Source organism: Leisingera aquimarina DSM 24565 (assembly GCF_000473165.1).
Lineage (GTDB): Bacteria > Pseudomonadota > Alphaproteobacteria > Rhodobacterales > Rhodobacteraceae > Leisingera > Leisingera aquimarina.
Window position 1 is genome coordinate 1,594,882 of sequence record NZ_KI421504.1, and the last position, 13,579, is coordinate 1,608,460.

At 61.2% G+C, this 13,579-nt stretch carries 10 protein-coding genes and 1 pseudogene; 5 read left to right on the plus strand and 6 right to left on the minus strand.

The genetic code is table 11. The annotated features are described in order from the left end of the window. Window positions 1–325 precede the first annotated feature (325 nt). Complete coding sequence (locus AQUI_RS0111970) at window positions 326–865, plus strand: Lrp/AsnC family transcriptional regulator (protein ID WP_027257738.1); 540 nt, start codon at window positions 326–328, stop codon at window positions 863–865. Between the two features lie 989 nt (window positions 866–1,854). Here the strand turns inward: AQUI_RS0111970 and AQUI_RS27710 are convergent. Continuing rightward, window positions 1,855–2,552: pseudogene (locus AQUI_RS27710) on the minus strand (transposase family protein); the annotation flags it as partial. Between AQUI_RS27710 and AQUI_RS0111980 the strand changes: the two are divergent. Then, window positions 2,526–3,023 (plus strand): trimethylamine methyltransferase family protein, encoded by a 498-nt coding sequence (locus tag AQUI_RS0111980; RefSeq protein ID WP_156916816.1) that lies wholly within the window; start codon window positions 2,526–2,528, stop codon window positions 3,021–3,023. The pseudogene AQUI_RS27710 and the gene AQUI_RS0111980 sit on opposite strands and share 27 nt — an antisense overlap. 416 nt (window positions 3,024–3,439) lie before the next feature. Further along, window positions 3,440–6,319 carry a Hint domain-containing protein gene (locus AQUI_RS0111990; protein ID WP_027257740.1) on the plus strand — a complete coding sequence of 960 codons (2,880 nt, stop codon included), beginning with the start codon at window positions 3,440–3,442 and terminating at the stop codon, window positions 6,317–6,319. Here the strand turns inward: AQUI_RS0111990 and AQUI_RS0111995 are convergent. The 3 genes from AQUI_RS0111995 to AQUI_RS0112000 form a co-directional block, all read right to left on the minus strand. Next, window positions 6,282–6,560 carry a hypothetical protein gene (locus AQUI_RS0111995; RefSeq protein ID WP_027257741.1) on the minus strand — a complete coding sequence of 93 codons (279 nt, stop codon included), beginning with the start codon at window positions 6,558–6,560 and terminating at the stop codon, window positions 6,282–6,284. The two genes, AQUI_RS0111990 and AQUI_RS0111995, sit on opposite strands and share 38 nt — an antisense overlap. Window positions 6,561–6,631: 71 nt before the next feature. Beyond that, window positions 6,632–6,766: a hypothetical protein gene (locus tag AQUI_RS30705; protein WP_245596985.1), complete on the minus strand. Its 135-nt coding sequence runs from the start codon at window positions 6,764–6,766 to the stop codon at window positions 6,632–6,634. 194 nt (window positions 6,767–6,960) lie between these two features. Then, entirely contained in the window at window positions 6,961–7,665 is a 705-nt protein-coding gene (locus AQUI_RS0112000) for a histidine utilization transcriptional repressor HutC (protein WP_027257742.1), read from the minus strand. 191 nt (window positions 7,666–7,856) lie between these two features. Between AQUI_RS0112000 and AQUI_RS0112005 the strand changes: the two genes are divergently transcribed. Together AQUI_RS0112005 and AQUI_RS0112010 are read left to right on the plus strand one after the other, a co-directional pair. Beyond that, entirely contained in the window at window positions 7,857–8,309 is a 453-nt protein-coding gene (locus AQUI_RS0112005) for a MarR family winged helix-turn-helix transcriptional regulator (protein ID WP_027257743.1), read from the plus strand. Between the two features lie 17 nt (window positions 8,310–8,326). Continuing rightward, on the plus strand, window positions 8,327–11,524 hold the full coding sequence (locus AQUI_RS0112010; protein ID WP_027257744.1) for a 2Fe-2S iron-sulfur cluster-binding protein: 3,198 nt from the start codon (window positions 8,327–8,329) through the stop codon (window positions 11,522–11,524). Between the two features lie 72 nt (window positions 11,525–11,596). Here the strand turns inward: AQUI_RS0112010 and AQUI_RS0112015 are convergent, their stop codons facing one another. Together AQUI_RS0112015 and AQUI_RS0112020 are read right to left on the minus strand one after the other, a co-directional pair. Then, on the minus strand, window positions 11,597–11,989 hold the full coding sequence (locus AQUI_RS0112015) for a hypothetical protein (protein ID WP_027257745.1): 393 nt from the start codon (window positions 11,987–11,989) through the stop codon (window positions 11,597–11,599). Window positions 11,990–12,041: 52 nt separating this feature from the next. Next, a complete protein-coding gene (locus AQUI_RS0112020; protein WP_027257746.1) occupies window positions 12,042–13,517 on the minus strand; it encodes a sulfatase family protein in 1,476 nt (491 codons plus the stop codon). Window positions 13,518–13,579: the final 62 nt, after the last annotated feature.

The window sequence follows — 13,579 nt, forward strand, 5'->3', positions numbered from 1 at the left end:
TTGCGAAAATCGCACGATTTGGCAACATTTTTTTACGATATTCGTCGTTTTATGGAATTTTCAGACAAGAAATAGGAGAAAGCTGTTCAGAAAGCGTCAAGTGAGTGCGAAATTCGCATGTATCAGTCGGGTCAGTGCCGGGAATCGCTTTTTATAGCAGGAGATCTGCCGGACACCGTGCCTGCAGCAGGGCATTTGCGGCGTGTCCGGGCGAAGGCGCTGGATTGCAGGCTCCTGGAAACGGGAAATGCCGCGTGAGTGGTTTGCGAATTCCGCCATGGATGCTTATGGTCGGTTGCGGATACAGTAACCGGGCAGCAGGCATATGGCAGGCAAGCAGCAATCCTCTGCGCGCAGCAAGCGCGCCAGTCAAAGCATCCGTTCTCCAGGGGACGATCTGAATCAGCAGATCATCCGGCTGCTGCAGCAGGACGGGCGGATGGCATTTTCAGAAATTGCCCAGAAACTGGAGGTTTCCGAAGGCACAATCCGCAACCGGGTGAGCGGCCTGCGGGCGAACAACATGCTGCGGATCGTGGCGATGTCGGACCCGGTGGCCACGGAATACACCACCGACGCGATGATCGGGCTGAACGTCGCAGCCGGGGTAACCCCGCGGCAGGTGGCGGAAAGGCTGGAGAGGGACCCGCGCGTCGTTTTCATCCTGTGGGTCGCGGGCCGCTATGACCTGATCGTTGAGCTGGTCAGCGATGACGCTGATGCGCTGAAAGGGTTTCTTGAGCACGAGATCCACGCCAGCGATGATATCGCAAAGGCGGACGTCATGTTTGGCTTGAAGAACTTTAAGAACCAGTTCCTGCTAAAACGGGATGTGAAGGATTGTGAGGAAGCTGCCAGCGGCTGATGCCCGCAAAATGAAAGCAGCTTCATCAGTACGGTTTCCTTCGGCTGTTTAAGTATTCCCGGATAGAGCCTGCCCCCTTGCGATAGTGGCCTTTGAAGTCGCAAGCGCCCGGCTGCAGGCAGCCGGATCCGGGCGGGTCCCGTAATCCCGGGTTTCTACCGCATCACATCGCACGCGTGGTGGTGGGGTATTGATGCCGGGGTGTCCGTTATGACCAGCACGAGCGGGTGACCTCCTCAATTTCTGCCGAGCACTAACCCTCCGCTGCTGCTGCCCGGGCAGGCCTTCCGCAGCCGCGCTTATGGCTGGAGGTGGCCGGAACGGACCCTCAGCGACTCGGCCTCAGAAACTGGGCTCTATCCTAACGCTGAAGCATACTGGCATTCGTGGGGGGACAAAACGGGCTTGGCGGAACTGCGTGCCTTGGGGCGGGGTTGCTTCACAGATCAGGATCCTTTCGCCCGGATCCGGGGCTTTGGCAAGATCTGGAGACGAAGACGGCCAGCGGGTCACTTGGTCATCGCCCTTTTGGGGAAGGGGGAGAACCATCATGTCCGGAGCGGTGAGGAGTTTGAGCTATGCTTGGCGGCCGTATGATGCCTTGGACTGTGAGGTGCCACCTTGCGAATGTAACGTCTCGTGTGACGCACAAGGAGGCGATCGTGATTGCTGCCGGAAGGACGGGGCGAACCGGCCGCTCAAGGTATTCCCGCAAAGTGCGGGAACGAAGATTTGCGCGCCTGAAATCTCCTGGCAACCGCCGCCGGAGCAGGAGCTGTCTACGATTGTTTCACCCGCATGGAGTTTGAAATCTATACGTGACGCCGCTTCCGCCGCAGCTTGGATCTGGTGATGCCCCTCTCTGTCGCCTCGTCCAGAAACGGCATGCGTCGGCCTGGGATACCGGAGATGGCTGCTGCGGGGTGGGCGGCTGATGGAATTCTAGCGGGGGCGTCCGGTCTGTGCCGCGACCGGCCCTGTATCTGCGATCACGGAGGTGGTGGTTCACTAGGGTTGCAAGGCTCCGGATACCACGCCGCATGTGCTACACCGGTGCGTATAAGGGTGAATCGATCTGGCTCAGAAGTCCATATCTTGCAGATGTATTCGTAGGGCGTGAGACGCGTTCAGCGTCTTGAGGCTGCGGCCGAAGTCGCAGGCTGCCATGCAGTCGGCAATGTGTGTTCGCAACGGGTCGTGGTTGCCGTAGTGGAAGCGTTTGAGGGTCGCCTCCTTGATCGTTCGGTTCATGCGTTCGACCTGGCCGCCGCTCGGGCAAACAGTCCCCCGGACTGTTTGCCTTTCCTCGCAGCTCCATGGGTGGTTTGGCTTGGTCAACCGATGCTCGATCTCATTGGCCTCGCAGATCATGCCGAAGCGCATCTGCCGAGAACAAGGGGTTTTGCGATTGCGGGGCTGCGCGGCGAACTGGATGCCGCTCGCCATTGGGCTTGAACCAATGGCGCCATCAATAGCTCGCTCGGTCAGGATCGTATGTATCCGATAAGGAACGGCTTTGAGCAGATGTTCGAGGAACTCCCAGGCTGTCTTGCGATCTGCCTTGTCCACGAGTCGTGGTGACTGCGAACTTGCCGGTCCGGTCAGTGCCCGCGAAGAGATAAAGCTTGCCCTCCACCGTCTGAACCTCGGCGATGTCGATATGAAAGAAGCCGATAGGGTATCGCTTGATGCCGTGATCGAGATGGCAGCCGCGCTGCGCGGCTCGCAAGAAGCGCTTCGGGAAAAACCCTATTTCCTGCATTTGGTCACGCCGCTGCCGGTCAATCTCGCGCGGATCCACTCGGAGCAAATCATCATCGCAGCCCGGGCGGGGATCCCGGTTGGTGTTGGCACCCTGCCAATCGGCGGCGCCTCCTCTCCGATTACCCTGGCCGGTTGCATCACTCAAGCGCTGATGACGGATTTTGCGACCGTTATACCGGGCCAGCTGGCCGCCGAAGGCAGCTTTTGCGTCGGCTGTTCGGATGTGAATTTCATGGAGCCGGCCACCGGCGCTATCGGCAGCTTTTCTCAGACGCCGGTTGCGGACATGGCAATGTGCCAGGTGCGCGGCGCGCTGGGGTTTCCGTCGCTGACCGGCACCGGCAACTTCTTCGCTCACCAGCACATGGTCGGCAACTGCTTGTTTCAGGTCTGAAATTCCCGCTATTTTGGCCCAAATATTCCGCTTAGCAACGCCTGGCTTGCGGATCAGGACCTGTTCGAGCGCGTTGACGATGACCTGAAGGATATGCCGGCTGAGCTGGAACAGGCCGAACTGCCGCCGGAAGCCAAGACAGAAGTTTCCGCGATTTTGCGCAAATACCGCAACCTCGTGCTTTGATCAGGCACTCAGCTCAGGTTGCTTGTGAAAGGGCTGGTGCTCTGCCCACAACGCTGGACCATTCTCCTGGGAGGCAGCAAGCTTGTAATTTTCGGTGAGTTTACGGTTTGTTTTCCTGCACGCGCGTATCGCTCATTGCGACGCAAGCGGCAACCGCCGGCAAGGCAGCCGGCCTCCGGAGAAATTCGGTTGCGCTTCATTCACAGTAAAACTGAAGGCCGAACAAAATTATGCCGATACCAGACTGGGCCCTTGATCTCGAAGCCTCAAAAACCGGCACGAAAGCCAACGACAAAATGGATGGGACCACTGGCGACGACACGATCGACGCCGGTGCAGGCGAGGATACCGTTGCCGGTGAAGAAGGCAGCGACCTGATAGACGCCGGCGAGGGCAATGATACCGTTTATGGCGATATGGGGGAGGGGTTCGACCAGGGGCTGGATGCCACGCCGCTGGTGCTGGATATCAACAACATCCAGAGCATTTCCTACGACAGCTGGGCTGGATCTGCAGGCAATAACGCCGTCTTCAGCGACGTGGCCACCTTGGAGGACGGAACCAAAGTCTGGGGAAGGCTGGTTCTGGTGGAGAAATCCAATCCGGACATGACAGTGCAATTCGGCTACACAGCCGGTGCAGAAATCCTGTTGGGTGGTGACGATCCGGGTGACCAGGCGACCTTCCGGCTTGAGTTCTTTGATCCGGATACCGGTGAGCCGGTATACTTGAATTCCACGGCGACCTTCAATGACGTGGATGACAACAGCGGTCATGGCGATGCCGAGGCCGTTATAATCGACGGCAATAGTTTCACCTCTTTCGGGGTGTCTTCGGACTCGTCACTCGGCACTGCGGTTGACGGCAGCGTGGTCACCGCCACCGGGTCCGACTACAACGATTACACCGATCAGGATGCCTGGTTTTCTGCCGGATTCGAAGATAAATCGTCGATTGAGTTCACATTGCAAACCCGTGAAGGCTGGGCGGGATTTACCCTTTCGGGCAGCACGATTGATGACCCGGTCACCACCGCCTTAGAACAGGGGGCCGATACTGTTATGGCCGGTGACGGCAGCGACGTTGTCTTTGGTCAGGGGGGGGATGACTCCCTGTTCGGCGAGGCTGGCAATGACAGTTTGGATGGTGGCGATGGCGACGACGTTCTGGATGGCGGCATCGGTGCGGACACACTGATCGGCGGTGCCGGGGGCGACACGCTCTCTGGCGGTGAAGGCGATGATTACATCGAAGGGGGCGCAGGCAACGACAGTCTGACCACCGGTCTTGGCAATGACACGCTGATCGGCGGCGAAGGCGATGACACGCTGAGGAACTCCGCCGGTGATGATAGCTTGGTCGGCGGAGTGGGCAACGACAGCATCGTGGCAACCAACGGCAACGACACCCTTGAAGGGGGGGATGGTGCCGACACCATGTACGGCGGCAACGATGACGACCTGCTGGTTGGCGGCAGCGGCAACGATCTGATGTACGGCGAGTCAGGCCATGACAGCCTGGAAGGCGGCGACGGCGACGATGTGATGGATGGCGGGCTCGGCAACGACACCCTGATCGGGGGTGCCGGCGCCGACACGATCGCCGGGGGCGATGGCGACGACTACATCGAAGGCGGCGACGGCGACGACAGCCTGACCACCGGTCTTGGCAATGACACGCTGATCGGCGGCGCGGGCAATGACACGCTGAGGAACTCCGCCGGTGACGACAGCCTGGTTGGCGGCGCCGGTGACGACAGCATCGTCGCAACCGAGGGCAACGACACCCTAGAAGGAGGCGACGGCGCCGATACCATGTACGGCGGCAACGATGACGATCTGCTGGTCGGCGGCAGCGGCGACGATCAAATGCACGGCGAGGCTGATGCTGACACGTTCCAGATGTCCGACGGGTTCGGCAATGACACCCTGACCGGCGGCGAGGCGGGAAATGACCTCGATACGGTCGATGTCTCGGCGGTCACCACCGGGGTTACGGTCACCTACACCGGCGATGAGGCCGGCACGATCACCGACGGCTCCGACACGATTACCTTTTCCGAGATCGAGGCGCTTAAGCTGACGGATCAGGGGGATGTTGTGGATGCTTCGGCTGACAGCGCCGGGGTGTCGATCGACGCAGGCGCGGGCGATGACACGATCACACTTGGTTCGGGTAACGACTCCATTACCACCGGGGCGGGATATGACGAGCTGATCCTGACAGGGGCGGGCGGCATCGACACTGTCAGCGACTTCAGCATTGCCGATGATGACAGCGACGGTTTTTTCAACGACCAGCTTGATGTTTCCGATCTGACCGGCGGCACCGGACCCGACGGGGCTGTTCGCACCAGCGATGTCTCCGTAACCGACGATGGATCCGGCAATGCCCTGCTAACGTTTCCAGGAGGTGAAAAGATTGTTCTGGAGGGGGTGGCCCCGTCGCAGATCACAACCACAGCCCAGCTCATTTCTGCAGGTATCCCTTGTTTCACATCGGATGTTCTTCTCGCCACCAAGCGTGGCGCAGTGCCCGCAGGCCGGATCCAGGTGGGCGACATGCTGCAAACCGCCGACAATGGGTTCCAGCCAGTTATCTGGGTCGGCAAACGCACTCTGAGCCAGGCAGACTTGGCGGAGCGCCCGCATCTGAGGCCGTATTGCGTCCGCCCGGGCGGTTTGCTGACTCCAGAGCGGCCAATGCTGCTGTCCCCCCAGCATCGCCTGTTAGCCGGCCCCAGGGCCTTTGGGCAAGACACGCAGTTTGGCGAAAGCTTTCTGTCTGCGAAACTGCTGGCAGAAATTGACAAAAACTGCACCCAACAGACCGGGACAGCCGCTCCGGTCACCTATGTGCATCTCCTGACTGAGCGGCATGAGGTGATTTTCGCAGAAGGCATCGCAACAGAGACATTCTGGCCCGGTCCCGAAGCAGTCCGCGGGTTGTGCGCTGCAGACAGGCGGGAACTGTTCGGCCTCTTCCCCGAACTGGCTGCCGTTCATGGGTTGGTCGGCGAACACGGCCGCGGGCTGGTCCGCAGGGCTTACGGCGACCTGGCCCGCCAGGCGCTTAAGCGGCGCAACCTGCAACACCTGCATGCCGCCTGACGGCATCCGGCCCAGGCCGCGAAAGGCCTTGGCGGACCTGCGGCAGCCGCGCATCCGGCCAGGCGGTGGGCTGACAATGCAGTTCCGCGTCCAGTTCGAAGACCGGCTCCATCTGGCCGTCAGTGGCCACCGTGTTGAAATTACAACGCTTATTCATTTCCACCCCATGGGTGCCGACGCCGAACTTCTTAATGACGATTGCATCGCGGACTGCGGTACGCTTCTTTTCCGCCTCCGGCATGGTTTCTCAATGGGAAGCCGCGCCAGAGGCGGAACTCCTCAAAACCGGTGCCGCCGTTCATGCCAGGGGGGTCAAAGATCGGGCCGCATGCATATAGGCCTTCGCCTCGATATCGTGCCCGGATTGCGCAGCACCTCCATCGTGCGCAGTTTGGTGATACGCGCGTGGGGTGTGCTGGCGGGCCATCCGAAACGGTTGACCGCCATATTCGCGATACCATAGTTCGACAGAAGCGGCGCGGTTGCCGTGGCAGCGGCAAAAATGCGCCCGGGCCGGATGCCCAGCAGGCTCTCCGTGACCGCACTATGCAGAGCGAGTTCAAGACCCTGTCCGCCAGCATCACCCGTGAGGGCCAGGATGCAGTCTGGCAGCCTTAAGCGGCAGGTTGCAGGCGCAAACCTCACAGATGTGTTGTCATTTTATATCCAGGAGCAAAGAACAGCTTTGCCAGCGTTACGGGCTTGGTGCGCAACCAGGTAATCCTTTCCGCCGTGAACAACGGATCCCCCAAAGCAGTGTCCAGAAAGTCGGACACTGTCTGATCGGCCTTGGTCGCCATGAAGCTCAGCTCAAGATTTGTGAAGGGAACCTTCTGCACCAGCCAGTCATTCGGACCGGATTGGGTGAAATCTGCCTCCAGAATCTCGGGGATGCTGTCTGTCACCACCCAGCGCACTTCGTACTGGAACGGCGCATTGCCGGCATAATGCATGCATCTAAGGTGCAGAACCTCCTGCTTTTGGGGGATGTCAAGCCGGGCTGACAGCCATGCCGGGGCGGGCATGGTACGGCGTTCCACCAGGGAATACCGGTAGGCGGCGCCGGTTTCAGCGATTTCGTCCCGCACCAGGGGGATGGAGAACTGGGCTTTGCGGACCGGCGAATTCAAAACCCGCGTCCCGGCTTTCCGCTTGCGTTCCAGATAGCCTTCTTCGGCCAGTTCCCGCAGCGCTCGGTTCACAGTGGTGCGCGTGCTCGAGAATTCAACAGCCAGTTCCGTTTCGCTTGGCAGCAGGCTGTCCGGCGCCCAGATCTTGTTTTGGATCCGGTCCAAAACGACCTGCTTGATATCCCTGTAGCTCATGTTCTCGCGGGGGGCTGGCATCCGGAATCCCAATTCGATTAAAAAATTTTAATGGTAATATATATACACATAATGTTCGGGCGGGAAAGCGTGATAACCAGCTTTACAGCCGGTGCGGCCGGATCAGTTGCCTGGCAGCACAAGGCCTGCAGGCACGCGCGCAGAAATACGGCTGGCCTTTTCCGGCAATATAGTTGACAATGTCAATTAATATGACTGACCAGCGCTTCCATCTCCACAACTCCCTAGGCTACCAGGTCACCATGCTGGCGCGGGTGATCGAGCGCCGTTTTGAACAGCGCATTGCTGAACACGGGCTGACCCGCGTCACCTGGTGCGTGCTGCTGGCCGCGGGTGAAGAGGGTCTCAGCACTCCGTCGGAGATTGCGGATTTCATCGGCATCGACAGAACCGCCACCTCGCGCGCCCTGCGGCAGATGGAGGCGCGCGGCCTGATCACTCGCAGCAGCGGCACCGGCGACGGCCGCTCGATCCGGGTGGGGCTGACTATGCCGGGGCAGGCGGCGCTGCAGGCGGTCTTGCCGGTTGCGCAGGAAAACGCCGCCCATTTCGAGGCCAAGCTTACCGCGCAGGAACTGGCAGAGCTGCGTCAGACCGCGGCCAAACTGCTGCAGGACGAGCCGCGCATCGTCGCCAAGCTGTAACTCCTCAGGGGCAAACCATGGGCAAACTGTTTTCATACCGCAACCGGCCTGTGCATCTGGGCGCCTATCCGATGGAGACGCTGGCGCGCCAGGCGGCACCTGCGGACCTGGACAGGCTGCCGCCGTTGTCCCGGACGTCTTTCCGCCGCCCTGAAGCTCCCTTGTCGATCGTCAATGCGATGCGCGACTATCAGGCGATGCTGGACGCTACTCGTGAAGGGCTGGTGAAAAAGGAACGCGCGAACATCCCCGCAAACCCGCAGGAGCGCACGGATCACCTGAAGGCATTCGGCTATTTCTGCGATGCCTCGCTCGCGGGCGCCTGCACAGTACCATCCGGCGCCTGGCTGGACACACCGTTAACGAACCCGGACGTGGCGGCGCTGGCCGCGGATCTGCGCACCAAACAAACCAAGACCTTTGCCTCTGGCATCGACGTGGTGATGGCCAGTTTGCGCGAGTCGATGCAGGCCTCGCCCGCAGACTGCCGCCACCACACGTACGCGCTGGTCTATGTCTATGAATTCTCCCGCGATCCCGAAACGGGTGAGGAGGGCACCGAATGGCTGGCGGATGCGCAGGAACAGCGCGCCTGCCTGCGGGCGGCAGAAACCGTGGTGACGCTGGCCAATTACATCCGCCTGTTGGGGTGGGAGGCGCGCGCCCACACCGGTGCCACCAGTGATGTGCATCTGGGCAAGCTGGCGGTGCAGGCAGGTCTTGCCACCTGTGAAAACGGAGTTCTGACCAACCCATTCCTCGGCAGCCGCTTTGGCATTGCTGCCGTAACCACTACGTTGGAGCTGGCCTCCGATCAACCGCTGTCGCCGGGCCAGGCGCCGGGCTTCAATTACCGGATGGGCCTTGGCGCCCACGCCAAAAGCGCCAACACCCGCGATCCTTACGCCAAGCGCCGCTTCATGGATGGTGCGCACCCGTTCGAGACCCTGAAACGGGTGGAAGACCCAACAACCTATATCGACGAAGTGAACGTCGCCCGGGTGCCGAAACGCGCCGACATGTTTGCGCGCTCCTTGTTCGGTGATCTCGGCAAAGGCCCGCAGGAGGCGGCGAAGAACGGCAACTACGTCCGAAAGTCCTCCTCGGCCTTTGCCTTCCGCACCTCGCTCGCAGCATTTGTGCTGCTGCAGGACGGCGAAGCCGCGTCGCAGGTGGACCCCAGCGCTGCAGACGCCGCCCGCAATGCCGCGAATATCAAGGCCGCCGCCTATTTCCTCGGCTGCGACGCGGTGGGCATCTCGCGCTGCCCGGACTGGGCCTATTACTCCCACGACGCGGCGGGAGAGCCACTGGCCCGCTATCACGAAAACGCCATCAGCATCATCATCGACCAGGGTCACGAAACCATGGAGGGGGCCTCCGGCGACGACTGGATCGCCTGCGCCCAGTCGATGCGTGCCTATCTGCGGTTCTCGCTCTTGGGCGGGGTGATCGCGCAGCAGATCCGCAACCTCGGCTACACCGCCCGGGTGCATTCGGTAATGGACGGCGAAGTGCTGCAGCCGCCCTTGCTGCTGCTTTCAGGTCTTGGCGAAGTGTCCCGCATCGGCGAGGTGATCCTGAATCCCTTCCTTGGTCCGCGGCTGAAATCCGGCGCCGTTACCACCAACCTGCCGATGACCCATGACAGGCCGATCGATTTCGGCCTGCAGCGGTTTTGCGAGGCCTGCAATAAATGCGCCCGCGAATGCCCCTCCGGCGCCATCACCGCCGGGCCGAAGCTGATGTTCAACGGCTACGAGATCTGGAAATCCGACAGCCAGAAATGCACCACCTACCGCGTCACCGTCCCCGGCGGCGCCATGTGCGGCCGCTGCATGAAAACCTGCCCCTGGAACCTCGAAGGCCTGTTTGCCGAGGCGCCCTTCCGCTGGGCGGCAATGAACCTGCCGGGCAGCGCGCCGCTGCTGGCGAAACTCGACGATGCGCTGGGCAATGGCGAGATCAACCGCACCAAGACGTGGTGGTGGGATTTGGAGATGGCGGAGGAGGGCCCTTATGCGCCCTCGCAGCATCCTGTGAACGTCCGCAAACTGTCCAAGGACCTGGACTTGAAGTTTGAGGACCAGACCCTGGCGGTCTACCCGGCGCCGCTGGCACCGCCGCCCTATGCCTGGCCCGCGCCGATGGACCGCGAGGCCGGGATTGCCGCCTATCAGGCCATGATCCCGGCGTCCGAGCACAAGCGCCGCCGCGCCGCAGGCCTGCCGCCCGAGCATGTCTATACCGCCGGCCAGGGCGCCGCACCGGTGATGCGGGTGCGGCTCTCCAAGGTGGAGCAGATGACCGATGCCGTCACCAAGTATGAGTTCTCCCTGCCGGACGGCGCCCTGCTGCCCGCGGCCACTGCGGGCGCCCATATCGACGTGGTTGTGGCACCGGAGTTCTTCCGCCAGTACTCCCTGTCAGGCGACCCGGCGGACCGCACGAAATACCAGATCGCAGTGTTGCGCGAGGACACGGGCCGCGGTGGTTCCAGGCTCATGCACCGGATCTTCGAGGAAGGCCGGATGGTGTTCATCTCCAAACCCATCAACCATTTCCCGCTGGTCGAGGGTGCGGCCAAATCCTATTTGATGGGCGGCGGCATCGGGGTGACCCCGATGATCGCCATGGCGCATCGCCTGCAGGCCTTGGGCAAAGACTTTGAATTCCGCTACTCATGTTCGAACAAGGCAAGCGCAGGGTTTCTTAAGGACCTGAAGGGCGTCCCTTGGGCTGACAAAGTGCATCTGCATTTCTCGGATCAAGGCTCCCGCGCAGATCTGAAACACGTGCTGCGCTATGCGCCCGGCAGCCATGTCTACACCTGCGGACCGGAAGCCTACATGCAGGCGGTGCAGGACGCGGCAGAGGCAAGCGGCTTCCCCGAGGAGAGCTGCCACATGGAGTATTTTTCGGTCCCTGAGCAGCCCGAATATGAAAACCACCCCTTCACCCTGAGGCTCGCGAAATCGGGCCGGGAAATTCTGGTGCCAGCCGAAAAAACCGCCATCGAGGCACTGGCCGAAAGCGGTATCCATGTGGATGTGAAATGCTCCGATGGCATTTGCGGCGTCTGCAAGTGCGGGCTGATCTCAGGCGACGCGGATCACCGCGACTTCGTGCTTTCGAATAAGCAGCGCGAGGGCGCCATCATCCTCTGCCAATCCCGCGCGGTTGAACCGGACGGCGTGCTGGAAATCGACCTCTAGCCGGGCGCTGCAATTTTCTTAGGCAGGAAAATTGCTAATTTTTTTTAAAAAAACTTTTGCGCGCGGCAGCGGTTAGTACGGTTGCCGCTCTCCCAGCAAATACCGCGCCGCATCGACGTAATCAAAGGCCAGCGAAACTGCGATCACTGTGCAGACAGCCAGGATGATCCGCCGCGGCCATTCTGGCATACCGGGCTGCGCCCGCTGCCGCCACAGCCAAATCAGCAAAGGTGTCCACAGGACCACATGCGGCAGTCCCAAGAGGCGCACATATCCAAGCTGCCCGTATAGCCAGTAAACTCCGGCCCCCGCCAATACACTGGCCGCCACCGTGACCAGCCCGGCCACCCGGCTGGCCTTCCAGATCAGCAGCGCCAGCGGCAGGACAAATGCACCCAGGAACAGGATGTTGACCCAGATCTGCACCCAGAGGGGCTGGCTTGCGATCGCTTCGTTCAGTGTCATTGCAGACCCTCCCGTTGGCGAGCCTAGGGAAAGGCCGGATCGTCGGCAAGCGCTACAGCGGCGAACCTTCGCGCATCTGGTCCTGCTCGTCGGGTGTTGGCGTGTGGTTGAACACATAAGCCGTGCGACAGGCTTCTTCGCCGCCCAATTCGGCAATCCGGCGGCGCTGGTCGGCAAAGGCGCGGGCATTTACTTCTTCCGGATCGCAGATCGCCCGGAGCCGCCGGTCTCCTTCGGCCAGGGCTGCCGTGACCTCCGGATCGTTCCTTCCGTCCATTGTCCGGTCCGTTTGTTCCTGCGGGTCGGCCTCCAGATCGAAAAGCTGCGGCTGCATTCCGGCGTAATGGACATACTTCCACCGGCCCCAGCGCACCATAAAGGCACCGGTTTTCGATCCGCCGTCATGATACTCGCTGAAACCGCTGCGGGTCTCGTCATAAGGCGCACTGGCAATCCTGCGCAGCGATTCGCCCGGCAGCCCTTCGCTGACAGCATCTTCTGCCAGGCCGCAGACTTCCCGCGCGGTGGCGGCGATGTCGGTCAAACTGGTGCAAGTCGCCAGGCGCCCGCCTGCCGGAATGCCCGGACCCGCGGCAATCATCGGCACCCCGGCGCTGGCCTCATACATCACCTGTTTGGTCCAGAACCCCTGATCGCCCATCATATCGCCGTGATCCGACACATAAAGGATCACGGTATTCTCCAGTTGGCCGCTTGCCTCCAGCGCTTGGATCACCCGGCCCGTACAATGATCCATGAACGACGTCAGCCCGTAATAGGCCGCCTTGGCCTCGCGCATTTTCTGCTCATCGAAATAGTCGCCGTAATTGAAGAACGCGGCAATATTGCGAAGCTCCTCATGGTCCGGAAGTCCCGCGCCATAGCCCACTGGCAGATCCATCTCTGCCGGATCATACATGCTGTACCACTTTTCGGGACAGGTCAGCGGATAATGCGGGCTGACCAGCGACACAAAGGCGGCCCAGGGCTGATCCTGCCGTTTCGGATCCGCCAGCCAGGCCTCTGCTGCGCCCGTGATCGTCAGGTCGTAATCAGTATAGGTGCTGGATCCCGCGCCCACATCGCCTGCCAGCTCTGCCGCCGCGTCGTAGTCCGGCGGGTTCTCCCGCAACAGGCCGACCGCCCAGCCGACGCCGCCGACCACATGCATCGGCAGGATCTCCTCGGAAAACCCGTTGTCATCCTCGCCCGACCTAAAATGCAGCTTGCCGATTGAAACCACCTCGCGGCCTGCCTCCCGCAGCTGATGCATCCAGCTTTGCGGCTCTCCGGCATAGGGCGTCGCGCTGTCCCAATGCCCACTCTTATGCACCCAGTCGCCGGTGGCCAGCGCCGCCCGCGCCGGCACGCACATGGGTGAGGGCGTATAGGCCGAGGTGAACATCGTGCCGCGTGCGGCCAGCGCATCCAGGTTCGGGGTTTTCACAATCAGATGACCGGCGCAGCCCATCGCATCTTTGCGGTGCTCGTCGGAGATGATGACAAGGAAATTCAGTTGCTGGCTCATATTGTCCCCGCTCTTGACTGCAGGTCCAGACTGCAAGCGAAACACGGCCGCTGAATGCCGTT

Excerpts from the sequence above, each read along its gene's own strand:
- AQUI_RS0112000 (WP_027257742.1), bottom strand. The coding sequence starts at position 7,665 with ATGCCAGCCCCCCGCGAGAACATGAGCTACAGGGATATCAAGCAGGTC.
- AQUI_RS30705 (WP_245596985.1), bottom strand. The coding sequence starts at position 6,766 with ATGGCGGTCAACCGTTTCGGATGGCCCGCCAGCACACCCCACGCGCGT.
- AQUI_RS0112010 (WP_027257744.1), top strand. The coding sequence starts at position 8,327 with ATGGGCAAACTGTTTTCATACCGCAACCGGCCTGTGCATCTGGGCGCC.
- AQUI_RS0112005 (WP_027257743.1), top strand. The coding sequence starts at position 7,857 with ATGACTGACCAGCGCTTCCATCTCCACAACTCCCTAGGCTACCAGGTC.
- AQUI_RS0112020 (WP_027257746.1), bottom strand. The coding sequence starts at position 13,517 with ATGAGCCAGCAACTGAATTTCCTTGTCATCATCTCCGACGAGCACCGC.
- AQUI_RS0112015 (WP_027257745.1), bottom strand. The coding sequence starts at position 11,989 with ATGACACTGAACGAAGCGATCGCAAGCCAGCCCCTCTGGGTGCAGATC.
- AQUI_RS0111970 (WP_027257738.1), top strand. The coding sequence starts at position 326 with ATGGCAGGCAAGCAGCAATCCTCTGCGCGCAGCAAGCGCGCCAGTCAA.
- AQUI_RS0111990 (WP_027257740.1), top strand. The coding sequence starts at position 3,440 with ATGCCGATACCAGACTGGGCCCTTGATCTCGAAGCCTCAAAAACCGGC.
- AQUI_RS0111995 (WP_027257741.1), bottom strand. The coding sequence starts at position 6,560 with ATGCCGGAGGCGGAAAAGAAGCGTACCGCAGTCCGCGATGCAATCGTC.
- AQUI_RS0111980 (WP_156916816.1), top strand. The coding sequence starts at position 2,526 with ATGAAAGAAGCCGATAGGGTATCGCTTGATGCCGTGATCGAGATGGCA.